18 protein-coding genes are annotated in these 18961 nt (G+C 31.4%); 7 read left to right on the top strand and 11 right to left on the bottom strand.

Translation table 11 applies throughout. The annotated features are described in order from the left end of the window. Window positions 1-12: 12 nt before the first annotated feature. Window positions 13-804 carry an ATP-binding protein gene (locus tag J1C67_RS08135; RefSeq protein ID WP_167865933.1) on the bottom strand — a complete coding sequence of 264 codons (792 nt, stop codon included), beginning with the start codon at window positions 802-804 and terminating at the stop codon, window positions 13-15. Window positions 805-1124: 320 nt separating this feature from the next. Between J1C67_RS08135 and J1C67_RS08130 the strand changes: the two genes are divergently transcribed. Continuing rightward, window positions 1125-3815, top strand: a complete 2691-nt coding sequence (locus tag J1C67_RS08130; RefSeq protein ID WP_425321714.1) for an FAD-dependent oxidoreductase — start codon at window positions 1125-1127, stop codon at window positions 3813-3815. 651 nt (window positions 3816-4466) lie between these two features. Here the strand turns inward: J1C67_RS08130 and J1C67_RS08125 are convergent. After that, entirely contained in the window at window positions 4467-4814 is a 348-nt protein-coding gene (locus tag J1C67_RS08125) for a hypothetical protein (RefSeq protein ID WP_167865935.1), read from the bottom strand. A 216-nt stretch (window positions 4815-5030) separates the two neighbouring features. Between J1C67_RS08125 and J1C67_RS08120 the strand changes: the two genes are divergently transcribed. Beyond that, on the top strand, window positions 5031-5240 hold the full coding sequence (locus J1C67_RS08120; RefSeq protein WP_167865936.1) for a zinc ribbon domain-containing protein: 210 nt from the start codon (window positions 5031-5033) through the stop codon (window positions 5238-5240). 97 nt (window positions 5241-5337) lie between these two features. Here the strand turns inward: J1C67_RS08120 and J1C67_RS08115 are convergent, their stop codons facing one another. Further along, window positions 5338-5835 carry an NAD(+) diphosphatase gene (locus J1C67_RS08115; protein WP_167865937.1) on the bottom strand — a complete coding sequence of 166 codons (498 nt, stop codon included), beginning with the start codon at window positions 5833-5835 and terminating at the stop codon, window positions 5338-5340. 290 nt (window positions 5836-6125) lie between these two features. On the opposite strand from J1C67_RS08115, the gene J1C67_RS08110 reads away from it, so the two are divergent. Continuing rightward, the gene (locus J1C67_RS08110) at window positions 6126-7538 is read left to right on the top strand and encodes an MDR family MFS transporter (protein WP_167865938.1); all 1413 of its coding nucleotides are present in this window, start codon (window positions 6126-6128) and stop codon (window positions 7536-7538) included. A 103-nt stretch (window positions 7539-7641) separates the two neighbouring features. Here the strand turns inward: J1C67_RS08110 and J1C67_RS08105 are convergent, their stop codons facing one another. Both J1C67_RS08105 and J1C67_RS08100 read right to left on the bottom strand, forming a co-directional pair. Further along, a complete protein-coding gene (locus J1C67_RS08105; RefSeq protein WP_167865939.1) occupies window positions 7642-8340 on the bottom strand; it encodes a LiaF transmembrane domain-containing protein in 699 nt (232 codons plus the stop codon). A gap of 1 nt (window position 8341) precedes the next feature. After that, complete coding sequence (locus J1C67_RS08100) at window positions 8342-8797, bottom strand: LytTR family DNA-binding domain-containing protein (RefSeq protein ID WP_167865940.1); 456 nt, start codon at window positions 8795-8797, stop codon at window positions 8342-8344. A 322-nt stretch (window positions 8798-9119) separates the two neighbouring features. Here J1C67_RS08100 and J1C67_RS08095 point away from each other — a divergent pair, with 322 nt between their 5' ends. Beyond that, a complete protein-coding gene (locus J1C67_RS08095; protein ID WP_167866095.1) occupies window positions 9120-10445 on the top strand; it encodes a DUF4317 domain-containing protein in 1326 nt (441 codons plus the stop codon). 94 nt (window positions 10446-10539) lie between these two features. Here the strand turns inward: J1C67_RS08095 and J1C67_RS08090 are convergent, their stop codons facing one another. Together J1C67_RS08090 and J1C67_RS08085 are read right to left on the bottom strand one after the other, a co-directional pair. After that, the gene (locus tag J1C67_RS08090) at window positions 10540-11448 is read right to left on the bottom strand and encodes a carbon-nitrogen hydrolase family protein (protein ID WP_167865941.1); all 909 of its coding nucleotides are present in this window, start codon (window positions 11446-11448) and stop codon (window positions 10540-10542) included. Window positions 11449-11507: 59 nt separating this feature from the next. Next, window positions 11508-11978, bottom strand: a complete 471-nt coding sequence (locus J1C67_RS08085; protein WP_167865942.1) for a GNAT family N-acetyltransferase — start codon at window positions 11976-11978, stop codon at window positions 11508-11510. 401 nt (window positions 11979-12379) lie between these two features. On the opposite strand from J1C67_RS08085, the gene J1C67_RS08080 reads away from it, so the two are divergent. Together J1C67_RS08080 and J1C67_RS08075 are read left to right on the top strand one after the other, a co-directional pair. Continuing rightward, complete coding sequence (locus tag J1C67_RS08080) at window positions 12380-12853, top strand: MarR family transcriptional regulator (RefSeq protein ID WP_167865943.1); 474 nt, start codon at window positions 12380-12382, stop codon at window positions 12851-12853. Between the two features lie 156 nt (window positions 12854-13009). After that, the gene (locus J1C67_RS08075; protein WP_167865944.1) at window positions 13010-14245 is read left to right on the top strand and encodes an MFS transporter; all 1236 of its coding nucleotides are present in this window, start codon (window positions 13010-13012) and stop codon (window positions 14243-14245) included. Window positions 14246-14773: 528 nt separating this feature from the next. On the opposite strand, the gene J1C67_RS19655 is transcribed toward J1C67_RS08075, so the two are convergent. From J1C67_RS19655 to J1C67_RS08060, 4 genes are all read right to left on the bottom strand, one after another. Continuing rightward, a complete protein-coding gene (locus J1C67_RS19655) occupies window positions 14774-14899 on the bottom strand; it encodes a hypothetical protein (protein ID WP_279286165.1) in 126 nt (41 codons plus the stop codon). A gap of 28 nt (window positions 14900-14927) precedes the next feature. Then, window positions 14928-15878, bottom strand: coding sequence for a GxxExxY protein (locus J1C67_RS08070; RefSeq protein ID WP_167865945.1), 951 nt, complete (start codon window positions 15876-15878; stop codon window positions 14928-14930). A 213-nt stretch (window positions 15879-16091) separates the two neighbouring features. After that, window positions 16092-17237: a sensor histidine kinase gene (locus tag J1C67_RS08065; RefSeq protein WP_243176699.1), complete on the bottom strand. Its 1146-nt coding sequence runs from the start codon at window positions 17235-17237 to the stop codon at window positions 16092-16094. A gap of 172 nt (window positions 17238-17409) precedes the next feature. Next, window positions 17410-18099, bottom strand: coding sequence for a response regulator transcription factor (locus J1C67_RS08060; protein ID WP_167865946.1), 690 nt, complete (start codon window positions 18097-18099; stop codon window positions 17410-17412). A gap of 162 nt (window positions 18100-18261) precedes the next feature. Between J1C67_RS08060 and J1C67_RS08055 the strand changes: the two genes are divergently transcribed. Further along, window positions 18262-18954 (top strand): TVP38/TMEM64 family protein, encoded by a 693-nt coding sequence (locus J1C67_RS08055; protein WP_089967084.1) that lies wholly within the window; start codon window positions 18262-18264, stop codon window positions 18952-18954. The last annotated feature ends 7 nt before the right edge of the window (window positions 18955-18961 follow it).

The following is an 18961-nucleotide window of genomic DNA, read 5'->3' as shown; positions in this document are numbered from 1 at the left end:
TTTTTGCACCCCTTATGCTTTTAGAATTTTCATTTTTTTCAGAGCCTCGCGTGCGCCCTTCACAATTTCTGCGTTGTCAGGCAGATAGAAAACATTTTTGCCCGTCAAATCAAAGGTAGCGAGATTGCGGTCGTCACGTATATAAGCCAGCACCGGAATGTCACCGGTGTCCATATAATCCTTAACCGAGAAGTCAGGCAGTCGGTTTGCCACAGCACCCAATTTTTCGTACATAACAAGTTCGTCAGCCACTTTGCGTATTGTCTGGATGACCTGGATACCCTTTTTGCTGGAATCAGTTACTAGCAGCAAGTGGCTTACCTTTTCCATCACGCGGCGGTTAATTTGCTCAATGCCGGCCTCTCCGTCAATGACCACATAATCAAAGTTCTTAGAAAGGACACGAATAACATCTTTCAGATAGGAATTGATTTTGCAATAACAACCCTCAGCCTCCGGCCTGCCGACAGCGATAAACGCAAAACCGTCAGACTCGACTATAGCGTCGTAAATGCGGTACTTCGCTTCTCCCAGCAGTTCAATTGCCGCTTTGGTGTTGCCGTCCTCTACGGTAGAAACAACCGCCTTGCGGATGTCATCAATGGTAGTAGTGACCTCGATGCCCAGCGCAGTTGATAGTCCCACTGCAGGGTCTGCATCGATGGCAAGAATCTTCTTGCCTGGATAGGCCTGCACCAGCAATTTGACAATGACCGCCGCCAGCGAAGTTTTACCTACGCCGCCTTTGCCTGCAACAGCAATGATCTTGGCGTTGTTTACAGTGGCTTCTGTCTCCTTTTTCATGTTTTCCCCTTTCGCCAGACCCGTTATCGTTTACAAGTCTGCGCTATACTCCGCAATCACAGCGGAAAAAATCAGATGTCACGCCGGAGTAAACCGACAATCAAAATAATTTGTATATTTAAAATATATTTTTAAATTTAGATAATTATTACATATTGTTTAAAACAATGTAGATAAGTTGACATAAAAATGAAATTATTATTATACAATTAAATAAAACATCTATACACCAGAACATCTGAAAATGAATACAATTGATATGAATAAGGTCATAAATAATATGGATAAGGAGTGCAATTATGTCTAAAAGACCTCTAATTATGAAACTGGCAAATAAGGTCAGTATCGAATCCAAAACCTATACCGGCATTAAGGAAACCGACTCTGAATATAAAATTCTTGACCCGGTTGTTACTGACGAAATGGCAGAAGTCGGACTCGGTTTGAAAGTCCGTAAATTCCTTACAACTGCTGAAGTTGCTAAGAAAGTGGGCAAGCCTGAGGACTACTGTTATGAACAGCTGTGGAAACTTTCTGACGCAGGCGTCTGCAAGGTTACCAAGCGTGAAGACGGTGTTGATACCTGGTTCCTTCCTATCTGGGTTCCAGGCATTATGGAAATGATGGTTGCCAACAAGGAGAATGTTGAAAAGTATCCTGTCATTGCAGAATGCTTTGAGGAATACACCCTCAAAAGAACTGCTATGTTGGCTCCGAATATGCCTATCGGCAACGGTCTAATGCGTGTCATCCCTGTTGAAAAAGCTATCTCAGGCGAAACTACTGCCCGCAGCTTTGAAGAAATTTCTGAATACATCGAAAACTCATACATGCTTTCTGTATCTGACTGCTCCTGCCGTCGTTCTCGCCGGCTCATGGGTGAAGGCTGTGGCCATCTTGAAAAAGATATGTGTATCCAGCTAAATGACGGTGCAGAATACTTTGTTCGTACCGGCAAGGCTCGTCAGATTACCAAAGAAGAAGCTTACGAGATTGTGAAACGTGCAGAAGAAAATGGCCTTGTCCATCAAATGCCTAACCTTGATGGCCCTGGAAAGGGACTTGCAATATGCAACTGTTGCGGCTGCTCCTGCTTCTCACTTCGCGTTGGCGAATATTACAACACATTTGACTTTGTCCGTTCTAACTATGTTGCTCAGGTTGATCCTACCAAGTGCGTTGCCTGTGGCCAGTGCGTAGAAAACTGTCAGGTAAACGCTCTGAAGCTGGGTCAGAAGCTCTGCTCAAAGACTCCTATTGTTACCGAATTCAAACACGACCATCCACAGAACACCAAGTGGGGCCCAGACAAGTGGAATCCAGAATACCGTACCACCCGTAAAGATGTTGTTGACACAGGTACTGCACCATGTAAGACCAACTGCCCGGCACATATTGCCATTCAGGGTTACATCAAGTTGGCCTCACAAGGCAAATACCGTGAAGCTCTCGAACTCATCAAGAAAGAAAATCCATTCCCTGCAGTCTGTGGCCGTATCTGTAACAGACGTTGCGAATCAGCATGTACACGTGGTGATATAGACGAACCTATCGCAATCGACGAAATCAAAAAATTTATCGCGCAGCAGGATCTGAACGCAGAAACTAGATATATTCCTGCTATGCTTAACACGATTGGCGAACCTTTCACCAATAAGATTGCTATCATCGGCGCTGGCCCTGCAGGCCTAAGCTGTGCATTTTTCCTTGCACAGAATGGATATCCTGTTACTGTATTTGAAAAAGAAAATAAATTGGGCGGTATGTTGACTCTCGGCATTCCATCATTCCGTCTAGAAAAGGACGTTGTTGAATCTGAAATCGATATTCTAAGGGAAATGGGAGTTATCTTCAAGACCGGTATTGAAGTTGGCAAGGACGTTACACTTGATCAGCTTAGATCAGAAGGCTATGAAGCATTATATGTAGCCATCGGTGCACAAGGTGGCCGTAAGATCGGCATTCCTGGGGAAGATGCAAAAGGTGTTATCACAGGTGTTAACTTCCTTCGCAATATCAATTTGAATAGCGATACAAATCTTTCTGGCCGTACTGTAGTTGTTGGTGGCGGTAATGTTGCCATAGACGTCGCACGAACAGCAGTGCGTGCAGGCTCATCAGATGTTTCTATGTTCTGTCTTGAATCCCGTGATATCATGCCTGCAGCTGATGCCGAAATCGAAGAGGCAGAGGCTGAAGACATTGTCATTAATAATTCATGGGGTCCAAAAGAAATACTTGTAGAAGACGACAAGGTCAAAGGTATTGTATTCAAAAAGTGTACTGCAGTCTTTGACGCAGACCATCGCTTCAATCCACAGTATGATGAATACGACACTATGACCATCGAATGTGAAAACCTGCTCTTGTCTATTGGTCAATCTATCCTATGGGGTAACCTACTGGAGGGCAGCAATGTTGAATTTAACCTCAATCAGACCTGCAAGGCTGATTCATTCACATATCAAACTGCACAACCTGACATCTTTGTCGGCGGTGATGTCTACACCGGTCCTAAATTCGCCATTGATGCTATCGCAGCAGGTAAGGAAGGTGCTGTTTCAATTCACCGTTTTGTTCACCCTGGACAGAGCCTTGTTATTGGCCGTGACCGTAGACAGTATAATGAACTTGATAAGAAGAACGTCATTATTCCTGTTGACAGCTACGACAACACATCAAGACAGAAGGCTGTAAAAATAGACGATTCCAAAGAAAAGGAAACCTTCCGTGATCTCAGAGGAGCCTTTACCGAAGAACAAGTCAAGAAGGAAACTGAGCGCTGTCTCGGCTGCGGTACTACCATTGTTGACGAGTATATGTGTGTAGGCTGCGGCATCTGCACCACCAAGTGCAAGTTCGATGCCATCCGCCTGGTAAAGAAAACTGATACTTACGGTGTACCATTTGAAAAGGCAATCATCGGCGTAATGGCTCCCACCATGATTAAGCGTGTTGGCAAGATTGCTATTAATAAGGTTACCCACCTATTCTCTAAGGAAGACAAGTAAGGAGCGCTTATGCATAAACTATTAATCGTATTCAATATTGTCGACAGCGTCAAAAAATTCATGAGATAAATTGAAAAAACAGACCTATTAATATCGATGAATTGATATATAACATTGTTTATAGAATAATATTTTTATAACAACCAATAAAGGTACACACCTATGAATGTAATTATTTTATTCATTTCCAATTTTTGAAAGGTGACAGGCACCTTTCAGATATTGGTAGTGAAACGGACAATATCTATTGCTTTATTTTATAATTTATCTTGGTTATGATACGATTTAAAGTACTATTATTTTTCTTAAAATCATCCATATCAAAGGCTTCAAAGAAAGTCTATGTTACTTGTGGTACGGTTCACCCCATCTAATCCTAAATCTATTCACTAAGTTTTTTTAAATATTCCCATATATTTTCTAGCATAGTATTTACCTTAATATTATCATTAATTAAATTCCCTTCATATTTGTTTCGTAATCTCAAAATATATATATAATTATGAATATGTTTAGAAACAACTTATAAATAAAAATATATAAACTAAAAGTGCATATAAAGATTCACTTTTATATGCACCAAAAGATAATTCATTCAATTATAAATAATCAATAATACTGCTGTTCCTCTATTTATTAAGTATTCCTTTACTAATAAGGATAATAATAAGTATACGGAGGAGCAATGTAAGGGTAATTTAATAATGATAATGCAACTAAAGCATTAAGTGGAAAAGCTCTACGTCTAAAACGTCTGAATCTTCTTCTAGGATTGTAATATTGTCGTTGTTGATCAGATTCATTTTCATCATCTTCCTCCATTACATACTCACCAACCAATACTACAACGCGATCCCCATCTACACTTTCAATAATTCCATCAAACATACTTCCATCTGTCATTGTTAAAGTAGCATGATAGTTTAAGCACCTTTTGCATTCATCCTGTAAAGACAAAGACTGTAATTCTCTGTAATAATTATTTTTCCCTAAATCCATTTTTAACCATCTCCTTTATCATAATATGCTATTCATTTATAAGGAAAATCGTTACATTTTAATGTATATTTAGTATCCTCTTCAATATCAATATTAATTTATATAAATTATTAAAATTAAAATATTTTCAAAATGACCAGTTTTCTATATTGCTTAATAGGTTTATTTATATTATAATATCTAGTATAATACATTTTGATTTAGGGGGATTTATTTATGGAAAAGAAACAATACGTTTGTCCAAAGTGTGAAAATATGAAGTATATTTCAGATCAATTTCAAGCTACAGGTGGAAACTTTGCCAAATTATTTGATGTGCAAAATAAGAAATTCATAACAGTTAGTTGTACCAAGTGTGGTTATACAGAATTATATAAAGCACAAACTTCAGATGGTTGGAATGTACTTGATTTCTTAATTGGTTAATATTTATTTTTAAGTAATTAATATGCCTAAGATAATAAACTCCATAATAAATAAGAAACTAATTAAATTTTTGATTAGTTTCTTATTTTTACCACTTTTATTTCTTATAATTCATTTTTTTAAGCGCATATATTAGAAATTCCTCTGCTAAACTTTCACTTTTAATATGTTTTAGTGCATCCTTAAAAGTAAACCATTGCGCTTTATCAATCTCATCATTAGTTTGGTTTAAATCTTCACTATCTACTGTGCAAATGAAATTACACAGTAGTGTATTAGTTTTTTCAAAATATTTACTCTTCATATATTGATAATCTTTAATATTAAGACCTATCTCTTCTTTTACCTCTCTTACTAAAGTTTGTTCTGCATTTTCACCTTTATTAATATATCCTGCTACAAGTATATTATCTACTTGTCCATACTGCTGTATAAGCAATAATTTATTTTTATCAGGGTTTAAAATAATTGCACTTATGGCTGAACTAAAGGTAGGAAAATGAAATATTTCACATTTATTACAATAAGGAATCTCGCCCTCATTATTACATTGCTTATTTATTACCTTAGTTCCACACTGAAAACAATAACTCATATTATTACTCCTTTTATGTCTATTTAATTTATAAAACAATAAATTTTCTCGCAAGTACAAGTTTATTTATGTCATATACATATATGCTTTTAACTTCTATGTAGCCTACTTAAAAGATAATATTGAATAACTATTATATCATTTCTATACTATATGTCTAATGTTAATTATACCGTGTATCTTTATAAATTATCAATTTAATTCCTAAAAACATTGTATCATTACTACATTTGGGTGTATTATTAATGACATTGGCTATTTTTTTATAAATGAGAGGAGTTTTATTTTTAATGAACAATAAAAAACGTAATATCGTTATAGCAATCATGGTTTCTATGTTCCTTGCTGCATTTGAAGGAACTGTTGTAACAACAGCCCTGCCTACTATAGCTAAAAGTCTAAATGGTTACAATCTTATAAGTTGGGTATTTTCTGCCTATCTTTTAACTTCAGCAGTATCAACACCTATATATGGGAAACTGTCTGATCTGTATGGAAGAAAAAAAATGCTTACTATAGGTATAGTAATATTTTTAATAGGTAGTTCCCTATGTGGATTTTCTCAAAGTATGTTTCAATTAATAATATTTAGAGCAATACAAGGTATTGGTGCTGGTTCTATTCTTACCATAACCTTTACTATCGTTGGAGATTTATTTGCTTTAGAAGAACGATCTAAAATCCAAGGACTTTTAAGTAGTGTTTGGGGGGTTGCTAGTTTACTTGGACCATTCATTGGTGGATACTTTATAGATTATTTATCTTGGCATTGGATATTCTTTATTAATATACCTTTTGGAATTATATCTCTATTCCTTCTTAATAAGAACCTTGATGAACAAGTATCAACTACTAAGCCTAAAATAGATTATCTTGGTTCATTACTTCTAACTATAGCTATAGTTTCAATATTATTATGTGTATTTACATCATCTAACTCTGCAAGAGTTATATATATTATATCGTCTATAGTTTCTATTACTATTTTCTACTTTGTTGAAAATAAATGTGAAGAACCTGTAGTTCCATTTGATATATTCTCTAAAGATACAATATTAATGAATGTTATAGCATTTTTTATAGCTGCTATATTAATGGCTGTAGAAGCTTATACACCTTTATACACACAAAATGTTCTTGGCTATAGTGCTAAAGTCTCGGGGCTTTCTATGGCTCCAATGTCTTTAACCTGGCTCCTTAGTTCATTTTTCTTAGTTAAACTATTTAAAAAATTCGGAGAAAAGAAGGTAATACTAGGCTCTATATTAATTTTAGCATTAACCTCTTATCTTCTTAGATTTCTTACCCCAAACACGCCTTTAATTTATTTTATTATTATAGTGTTCATTATGGGAGCTGGTTTTGGTGGTGCACTTAATTCATTAACTATACTTATTCAAAATGCTGCTTCATATGAAAAAAGGGGTGCTGCAACTTCAACTAATGCATTAATACGTACACTTGGCCAAACTATCGGTGTTAGTATTTTAGGTGGATTAGTAAACTCAAGCCTATCTTCTTATTTTAATAATTCAAATATTTCTGGAGTAACAGCAGACAATATTTACTCTTCTGGAGCTTCTTCTATTCAAATAAAAGAAGCATTCTTTAGTGGCGTACATAATATATTCTATTCACTTATATTCCTTGCCATAATTAGCTTTGTGGTTGGTATGTTTATAAGTAAAGAATCTAAACTATAAAAAATGCGTAAGAGTTTTAGCTCTTACGCATTTTACTTTAGGCGTATGAAATAAATAATAGACCTAAGAGTATTTGGTCTATTATTTATTTTACAATGCCTTATTAGATATATATTATTTCTACTCCTGAAAATTTAATATCACCAACTAATGTTAAAGTATTTGTTGTTATTTGATTATTTCTATTTTTTTCACTAATATCACCTAAAAACACATTAATTTTATTATCAATGTTCCAAGTTTTTGGTATATATAATTCTATTCCTGAAAAAGAAGCATCAATTCTAACTATAGCATTATTCTTACTCATGATTGCATTATCAAAATACACCTTCATAGCTCCAAAAGAACAATTAAAATCCGCTTGTTCAAAATTATTTGTATTTATATATTTTACACTATCACAAAATGAATTTTTAAATCTAACATTACTTTCATCTTCTACATCAATTTTCTCAAATTTGTAATCTTTCCAATTATATTTAGTATTAACCCCTTTCATACCTTTATGAAAAATTATAGAAAGACCAATACTGCCAAGTATCGCTGCTATCAATACAGTCCAAGGTGTAATATTTGTAATCCCTAATTCTTTATCATATATTATACATATAAATGCAATAGGCAATAAAATACCTGCAAAATTAAAACGGGGTAAACTTTTCACAATAACTGCTAGTAAAAAAACTGTTAACAGCAAACTAAATACATTTATATTAGGGAAGTATCCAAGTTTATTTATAATTAAGAACATACCTATTAATATAAATAAAACTCCCCAAAAAATTCTTTCTTTTTTCATCTTATCTCCTCTTTTCTAATAATTTAATTTTTAATGGTTTATAATAATATCTTGAGACATATACCTGTTTATGAGTATTTTGAAATTCAACCTTACTTGATGATGATAGCCTATGTGTTATTGAGTAAATATGATTTGTATTTAAAATTGTTGATTTTGAAACTCTCATAAAATATCCTGGCAAAAACTCTTCAAGTTCATAAAGCTTATATTTTACATTATATATATTATCAATAGTATGTGCACAAATCCCATTTTCTTCAGTTTCAAAAAACAATATTTCTTCCAAAGAAATATAATACTGAGTATCACCTCTATAAAAAGTTATACATTTCTTGTATGATGGCATATCATCAAGCATAATTTGAATATTTTTAACATCTTCACTAATTTCACTACATCTAATAATAACTTCATTTTCTTTAATTGTATTATCTACTTCAATCCGTATTTTCATATTTTCACTCTCCACATTTTCTATTATATTAACTATTTTTTTCCTTGTAAATACAATAACAGTAAGTGGTTAATTATTTCTTGTAAGTGGTATGTTTTTATACAGATGTTATATTAAACTATATAGGATAAGAATTTTCTTGGTATTGATATAGATATTAAAAGAAAAGAAAAAATTGCTTTATCTTTATTGTTTTCATATCATCAACTTTAACTTTACCTAATAAAATCTTTAATTAATATAAAAAAAGTACTATAATTAATAATACTAATATATTAATTAATACCTATAAATAGAAAATACTGGATTGAGGGGTTTATATATGAAAAAAAAAGATATACTTGAGTTAAAAAAACGTTTTAAAAAAAATGATTGTACCTTCACTAAAATCTGTGGTTGCTATGTCAATGGTGAAAAAAATATTATTTTTAATTTTAGAGAAACCTTTTTAAATTTAGATGAGGATGAGTACTTTAAGTATTTAGAAATTGCTAAAAAAGTTCTATCTGGAACCATTGGTAATAATATTTTAGAACTTAACTTTCCACTTAATGAGAATCTTGAAAATGAAAAACAAATTTCTCTTATACAGCTAAAAAAAAGCCAATTAAAGGATGATGCTCTGCTTCAAGATTTTTATAAATCCATTATAGATAGTTATGATTATACTGGTAATTTTTTAATACTAGTTTTTCATGATGCTTATGATATTATTACTAAAACTACTGATAATGCTAAAATGGATGAATCTGAAGAAGTATATGAGTACATTCTATGTGCGATATGTCCTGTTTCACTTTCAAATCCTGGGCTTAGATACTTTGAAGAAGAAAATAAAATAAAGGCACGTATTAGAGATTGGGTGGTGGATGCTCCAACCCTTGGATTTGTGTTCCCTGCTTTTATTAATCGTAGTTCCGATGTTAACTCTGTTATGTACTACACTAAAAATGCAAAGGATCCACATCCTGAATTAATGGAAAAGGCTTTAGGTTGTTCTTCAAAACAGACTGCCACTATCCAAAAAGAAACCTTCCAAACAATTATTAAAGATTATATTAACACCGATGAAAAAAAAGCTGAGAAAACTTTTATAGACATACAAGAAAACCTAAATACTATGATAGATGAATACAATGCAATCTATGATGATACCGATGGTGAACCTATAACCTTAACACAAAAGGATATACAAAATCTTTTAATAGAAAGTGGCGTTCCTGAAGAAGCTACTACTAAGATTGAAAAATCTTATTTAGAAAACTTTGGAGTAGATCTGCCTTTAGCAGAGAATTTAATTGACTCAAAAGTACTTAAGGCAAATGCTCAAAGAAAAAAAGAAGAACAGCTTGAAAAGCAAGTAGAAACACTTCAAGCTAGACTTGAGGACGTTACCCAAGCTGCTGCTGTAGATAATGAAATTCCCCTGTCTACAGAAGTTAATGATGATAATGTGGTTTTAGAAGAAGCTGACGATACAAGTTCAGAAGATAATACGGTTACTTCTCACTATGACGTTATACTTCAAGTAAAACCTGAAAAAATACCACAAATAAAATATCAAATAATTAATGGTCAAAAATGCATAGTTATTCCTATTAATGAAAATGAACAAACTACAGTTAATGGCTTAACTGATTTGATTTAAGTTATATAATATTCTTAACTTCTCTGTATAAATTAATTTTAACCTCACTTGCAAATGATATGGTTCGACCTATCATTTGCAAGTGAGATTTATTCTATTTACTCGCCTTATAGTTCTCTCTTATAAATGGTTCTTGCACTTTATTATCTAATAACTCTTTATAAGTTCCAACTTTCCTATATGCATTTCCCCAAGTTTCCCTTTTTCTATAATTTCTTATGCTATCTAAATCAAATTCTGCTATTAATATATCCTCTTGAATATCATCTGCTGAAATAATTTTATTATCGATATAATTACCATCCTCATCAAAAACTACTGGACTATATGCACATGAATTTCCCCACTTCTTCCCGGGATAATTTGTCATTGCTATACCAACCATATTTTCAAAAGTTCTTGTTGATAATTGATTTATTCTTGCTGGATTCATATCACAAGCATTAGGTACAAGTATTATTTCTGCACCCTGTAACATTAGAATTCTAGCACTTTCAGGAAATTCTCTATCATAGCAAATCATTACTCCAAGTTTAACTCCACAGAAATCACATATTTTAAACTCTTTTCCACTTTCAATCAAAGCTTCTAATGAAAAATCACAAGTATGAACTTTTGAATATTTCATCAAAATCTCTCCTGTTCTATCAATAACTAAAGCTGTATTTTGTGGACTAGCACTTCCTTTTGAAAGATATGTTATAACAATACCTATTTCTAATTCTCTAGCAATCACTTTAAAAGATTTAACATATTTACTCTCTTCATCAACCGCTTCAGCAAGCCATTTTTGACGTTCATTTTCGTAACTTTCATCAAACGGATTTTCAAATGCCTCACCATAAGGAGGTTCATATCCATTTGACCACATTTCTGGAAAAAGAACTATGTCAGCACCCAGTTTTTTTGCTTCACCTATATATTTCAAACCTAATTCTAGATTCATATTAATATTGTTCGCTATTGCTTTGTGTTGAATTAATCCAACCTTTAAACTCTTCATTTAATAAAATCCCCTTTAATAAACTTTTTACATCCTATACCTATCTACTTTTCTTTGTATTATTTAATCATTAAGTTTTTTTTCATAACATAATTCGTTAATACTTGTCCTTTTCTTTCAACTACTTGTTCTTCTACCACTTTATAGCCTTGTTTTTCAAAGAAAGGCTTTGCAGTTATAGAAGAATGAGTTGTTATAATCTCAACCTTATTTTCTTGTGCATATTTCTCTATTTCGTCTACAATTGTAGTTGCTACTCCACCCCCTTGATAATCTTTATGAACAAATAATCTATCAAAATATCCATTGATATCTAAATCTCCAAATCCAATGATACTACTATCTTCTTCAATTACAACAGAATAATGTTCTGAAAGAGATTTATCCCATTCACAAATATCAATATCTTTAGAAGCCCACATATCAAGTTGTGCTTCATTATAATCTTTTGCATTAACTGAATGAACTGTGTTGTAAAATAATTCAATAATTTCCTTACAATCTTCTGATTGATACATTCTTGTATTCATTTTGAATCCCTCCAATATTTCATAATCTATAAATATTTTTGTTTTACAACTTGAATTTTATCATATAACTATTAAATTACAGTTATCCTTACTTTAAATATATTACTCATGGTGCGGTATTTTCACTTATAAAAATAGCCTTAACCAAGTAATATCGATGATTAAGGCCTTTTTTCCCATTTATTTATGATATGGCTCTCCGTATCACTTGTAAGTGATGTTTTTTTATTAATGGCTAATTCTTCTAAGTAGTTAATTATACTCTCTCTTTTTTCACGTATAGCTCAATTTGTATTTTATACATTAAATCAATTCCTAAAATAATTATTCTAATATTGTTGAAATAGAAACAAAAATTTAATATAATATTATTAATACACCAACGGGTGGGAGGACAGGTCATGAACAAAGAAGAACATGTTAAAATGCGTTCCAGGGACTTATACAACAAGATAGCTTGGCTTAATAAGCTTAAGATGGAAGACAGTTTTAAAGGTTATAATCCTTCTGAAGTACATTGCATAGAATACATTGGAAGAAATGTAGATTCCAACGTAACAAAACTTGCGGAGTCCTTTTATATGACTAGGGGAGCCATAAGTAAAATGACTAAGAAGCTCATAAAAAAGGGGACTATTGAAAGCTATCAGAAGCCGGATAATAAGAAAGAAATTTATTTCAGACTTACTGAACAAGGGCAAGAAATTTATAAAGTCCATGATGAGTTGCACAAAGAGTTTCAAGAGCGGGATAAAGTCGTATTTGAGCAGGTATCCGAGGAACAATTTGATAGTATGCTTAGCTTCGTGGAAAAATATAATAGACATTTGGATGCAGAAATAAAGAAACAGGGTATAGATATTAAGTCGCAATAAATTTAGATAATGAAAATGAAACCATAGGCAGCCCAACTCTATTGAGAACGGGCTGCATTTTTATTGTTATTATTTTGTTGACTAAGAAACAAAACGGTGATATGATATTTTTGTTGACAAGGAAACAAAATTATAACTTTTGAGAGGAGAATTTAAATGTCTAAATTTAGATCACGCAATGAACAGAACACAGAACAAACCGTAGATAAAAAGGCTTTAATATTTGGTCTTATGTCTGTGTTTCTCTGCGGAATAGGCTTCACTATTATAGCCCCTGTCGCCCCATTCTTAGTGCAGCCTTATATTAGCAATCCGAGAGATCAAGCTATAGTTGTTACTCTACTGACCTCTATTTATGCAGTATGCGTGTTTTTTGCAGCTCCAGTACTTGGAGCTTTGAGCGACAGATATGGCCGTCGTCCAGTACTCTTAGTATGCCTTTTGGGTTCCGCAGTCGGATACTTAGTTTTTGGCATAGGAGGAGCTCTATGGGTCCTATTTGCGGGGCGCATAATAGATGGTATAACAGGCGGGAACATAAGCACTATCTTCGCATATTTTGCAGACATCATTCCACCAGAACAGCGAACCAAATACTTTGGATGGGTGAGTGCGGTTGTAGGTGTAGGCACCGTCATTGGCCCAACTCTAGGCGGATTACTTGCTAAGTTTGGTTATTCTGTACCCCTTTATTTTGGAGCAATAATAACTTTATTGAATGTTGTTTATGGATTCTTTTTTATGCCCGAGAGCCTTGACAAGAATAATAGACTGAAAGAGATTACCTTTGTAAGACTGAATCCATTCACACAGCTTGCAAACTTACTTTCCATGAAAAGTTTAAAAAGGCTAATTGTCTCAGCGTTCTTACTTTGGATACCCAACGGATCTTTACAGGCAGTTTTTTCACAATTTACAATGGATACTTTCGGTTGGAAGCCTGCACTAATCGGACTTATGTTTTCAATTATGGGCTTCCAAGACATCATTTCACAAGGTTTCATAATGCCAAATCTTTTAATAAAACTTAGTGATAAACAGATAGCAACTCTTGGAATGGTTTCGGAGATTATAGGGTACAGTCTTATTGCCGCATCAGCTTTGTTCTCATTCTATCCTCTTTTTATCGCTGGAATGTTTATATTTGGTTTTGGTGATTCAATCTTTGGCCCTTCATTCAATGGGATGCTCTCCAAGTCTATCGATGCTAGTGAACAAGGAAGGATTCAAGGAGGTATCCAATCTATTCAAGCTTTAGCAAGAATAATTGGGTCTATCCTTGGAGGTCAAATATATGTATCACTTGGTCATGCCGCACCCGCTTTTATGGGTATGATCCTTATAGCAGCGGCAATACCAGTTTTATATAATAGACCGCATGTAAGTATTTAAACTACCTACTTTATTTGGGCAAGTATCCACTTTCATATCAGGTGTTTTTAAGAACATATAATAATAGGGTTTCAGAACTTAGGGACAAGTTCTGAAACCCTATTTGTCTACAGCCTGGAATGAGTACCCTTCATAGATACGCCTCTTCTTTATTTGTATAATCTACTAACTTATCATTTATAGTCAGGTTTATTTATTCCACTTCCCTTAATTCGTTAGTTATTTGTTATCTTAGAAATTAACATATGTAATAACTTCTTCTACACTCTTGACTCCTTACTATTCAATAACTTACTAAAATTATCTAGTACACTTTTAATGAAATCATAATATATTTTCTCATTTACATAATCAGATACTATAAAAAGTTATTTTTTATTTTAACTCTTAGCTATTACTTATGATATGGTATTTTAACTTGTAAAAACAGCCTTAACCAATTAAAATCAATGGTTAAGGCTATAACCCTCACTTATTTATGATATGGTTCTCTTCTCATTATTCTAAATATTAATATATCAATCTAAATTAAGTTCCACAGAAGGTTCTATAATTAACCTTTGTTTTAACATCTTTATATTTCTCTTGCTCCTTTGAATAACTATACGGCTCTGAAAGAACCTCTAAAAGATTTTCTAAAAACACCATTTTCATAATAATGATCTCCATGGAATAATTTTTTCTATACCCTCACTTCAAACACTTCTTTTCCTTCTATACTGTATCTTTCACTTATATACTTTTTATTTTTATTAAAGTTAAATATTAAAAGATATCCATTATCTAGACCTTCTATATCTAAATAATTTTCAAGCTGTTTTAACTCTTTTTGATGTGCTATATCGCCATGCCCTATTTTAGTTTCTATAACATATTTATTATTATTATATTGAATTACGATATCAAGTCTTCTCTCTTCTGATATTTGTACTTCTTTATAATCAAAACCTACACCATTTATTATTGGTTTTATAAATGATAAGAATAGTAAAACTCCGTGTCGTTCTAAAAATTTAGTATCTCTTAGGCTATAATTTTCTTTCATGAACTGTTGGAATCTTAAAAGTATTTTTTCCATATCAAGCCCATGATCTTCAGTTATAAAATTATCTTTAAAATTATAGCTAGACATTACTTTACTATCTGTTTTAGATACTAAATAATTGTAAATTCTTTCTCTTATTATTTTATTTGATACAATAGTATTACTATCATTTTTACTTAAGTATCCAAACATAACACCTAAATTTATCTCTAGATTATCTATATTAAAAACAGATGCTATATTTAATATAAGCAAATTGTACATGTACTCATACAACTTATCATTATTCTCCATATTCTTTATTAAATCATCAAACAATGTGTTATTTTCTTCTAACAATATTTTCATAGCTTTTTGGATATGAAATTCATCCCATGCTTTATCTTTATTTTTTAATATATTTTCATCAATTATTTGACAAATCCTACTTACTAAAAATGGATATCCATTTGTGAATTTATATATTTCCTTACTTAAAACTTCTATATCAAAATTGAGCATATTTTCATTTGAATAATCACTTAGCATAGTTCTTATTTCATACTCATTAAAACTCATATCTATATCAATTTCACCTCTATGTTCCAAGGTGAATTATACCTTGACTCTGTATCATCTATAAACTTTATTTTTAGATTCTTGATATCATAAACTCCTGCTAATAGCAAACCAAATTATATTCACAATTTGGTTACGTCCCATGGAGGATTTTCCAAAGGAGCTTGCGACTGAGGTTGCTAATTTAAAAATACATTGTATAACCATTACCAAAATGTTCTTACAATTAATAATGTTCATATACTATAAATTATTGCCTTTAACTTTTAAAATTATCGTTATATTAAATGTATTATCGCTTTTATTAATTAGCATTTCACCACCATGGCTTTCAACAATCTTCTTACATGTTTTAAGTCCTATCCCCGTACTGCTTATAGCTTTAAGATTTTTATTTATAGTATTTTCTATACTAATAAAAAGTTCTTTGTTTTCAACGTAATACCTAACCTCTACAGCTTTAGATTTATCTGCATATTTAGAAATATTAGAGAAAATATTGTCAAAAACCCTTCTCATTGAAATAAGATTTACCTCTATAAACAATTGACTCTCACAGCAATGAATTTTAAATATAAATCCTTGATTATTTAGCATAAAGAACTGATCTTCAAACAGCTGTTCCAAAAGTTCATTTCCATTAAATTCTTCAAACTGAAGCTCATCCTGTTTATTAAAAAGTATAAAATATTCAAATAGTTTGTCAGACAATGATTTAATCTGATATGCTTTTTCTCGGCTGTTATGAATATAACGCTTCAAATTATCCTCTGTTTTATATTTCTTATATTCTATAATATCTAAATATCCTACTAATGCTGTAAGCGGTGTCCTTAAATCATGTGACATTGCTGTAATAAGTTCGCTATTAGCTGATTTTGCTTCATCCTCATTTCTTAATCGTTCAATAAATGACTTTCTCATTTCATTAATACTTTGAGCAAGCAGAGATAGCTCATCATTATCTTCTATTGTAATCTCATAATTTAAATCTCCACCTTCTAGTATTTTGATTTCATTTTCAAGTGTCCTTATGTATGATATCTTTTTTTTAATTAAAAGTGATGTAATTACTATAAAACATAATAAAGAAATCGCAATATTTATACATATTAAAATATAGTAGTACTTATATTCAAAATAGCACATTATATACACCTGTGCTCTTAAATCACTAAAATTGATATTATAAGAATAACCAGATAATATCAAAGGTTCGTTTTCCTCAGACTCTAAAGGCTCTTTACGATTAGTTGAATCATAAAGCATATTATTATTTTTGAATATATATATATCTATATATTTATTTTTACGTACCCATTCATCCATTTTTTCAGAATCATTTATTGAAAGATTGCTATTTGACACATATGTTTTAAAATCAGACATAGCTTTATTTTTCTGATTTTGAAAAAAAGAAGTTTTATACAAATGCCTGTCAAGCAGACTCTCGCCATTTATCTGAAGTATAAAAAATAAAGAAATAGATATAATCAATGAAATTATAATGACCATAATTAATTTAATTTCTAGCTTTTTATTTAAAAACTTTTTATTAAATTTATTCAATTCTATATCCCTTCCCCCATACAGTCTTTATATATTTTAGATTATCAGGATTATCTTCAATCTTGCTCCTCAAATTCCTTATATGCACCATGACCGTGTTATTGCAAGAATAGAAATATGGTTCTTCCCATACACTTTCATATATATTTTGTGCTGAAAATATCTTCTTTCTATTTTTAGATAACAATAATAATATATTGTATTCAATTTCAGTCAGTATAATTTCATTCCCATATAATGATACTTCATTTGATATTTCACTTACTTTTAATCCATTTATATTAATTGAATCACATTCATCAGTCTTTTCTTTCCCTTTATACACATAGTATCTTCTAAGTAATGCTTTTACTCTCGATATTAATTCTGTATATGAAAATGGTTTTGATAGATAATCATCACATCCTGCAGAAAATGCCATACATTTATCAGAATCCTGAGATTTGGCAGTAAGAAATAAAATTGGAGCAGTTGTTTTTTCTCTAATTTCTACACATGCCTTAAATCCTGATTTTACAGGCATCATTATATCAAGTATTATTAAATCTATGTTTCCATCTACTTTATTTACTGCATCTTCTCCATCAACAGATTCTATTACATTATAGCCTTCACTTTCTAATAAGATACAGACTATATCTCTTATTTCATCATTATCATCTGCAATTAAAATATTCCTCATATTCTTTTCCCTCCATTTATCTTTAGTATATAATGCTATACTTTTAAAATCTATATTATTTAAGCTACTTAAGAATTCTTAAGAACTATTATATGTGCAACTTAAGATATTGCAAATATAATAATAGTTATAAATCTTCTAAATAGAAAGGATTAAATAATTATGAAAATTTTCAAAAAAGTATCTTACATAAAAATATTATTAGTTTTATTAGCATTTTCTACTATTGGATTAATCTTTAAATATATTCCAAATATACTTGCAGCTACAGTGTCATTGGATGAATTCAACAAATACTTAATGTCCCTCGGAAAATCTGGAAGTATTATAATAATTTTATTTCAGATATTGCAAACTGTAATTGCACCTATTCCAGGTGAAGTAGTTCAAATTGCAAGCGGATATATTTATGGTGTACCTTTAGGATTATTGTTTACAATGTCAGGACTTATCATAGGTTCTGCAATAGCCTTTTATTTTACTAGATTAATAGGTGGGAACTTTATAACAAATTTTCTTAAGAAGAAAAATTCAAAGTGGCTGCTTGATATTATGGAAAGTAAAAAATTCTCAATTATATTATTTGTGATTTTTTTCGTTCCAGGCCTTCCAAAAGATTTTTTGATATATGTTGCAGGTCTTACTACTATTAAACCAATAAAGTTTTTTTCCATATTAGTAATAAGCAGATTTCCTTGGATATTAGCTTCTGTAAGTATTGGATCTAATATTCAGAATGGTAACTATTTATCAACAATAATAATATCAATTATAGCTATGCTTTCATTTTTAGTAGGCATAATTTACAAAAATAAAATTATAAATAAATTTTTAGAATATAAATACAACCGATAAGGAGAAG

The organism is Clostridium gasigenes, assembly GCF_017348895.1.
In the GTDB taxonomy this organism is placed as follows: domain Bacteria; phylum Bacillota; class Clostridia; order Clostridiales; family Clostridiaceae; genus Clostridium; species Clostridium gasigenes.
This window is presented reverse-complemented; position numbering and strand designations above follow the sequence as displayed.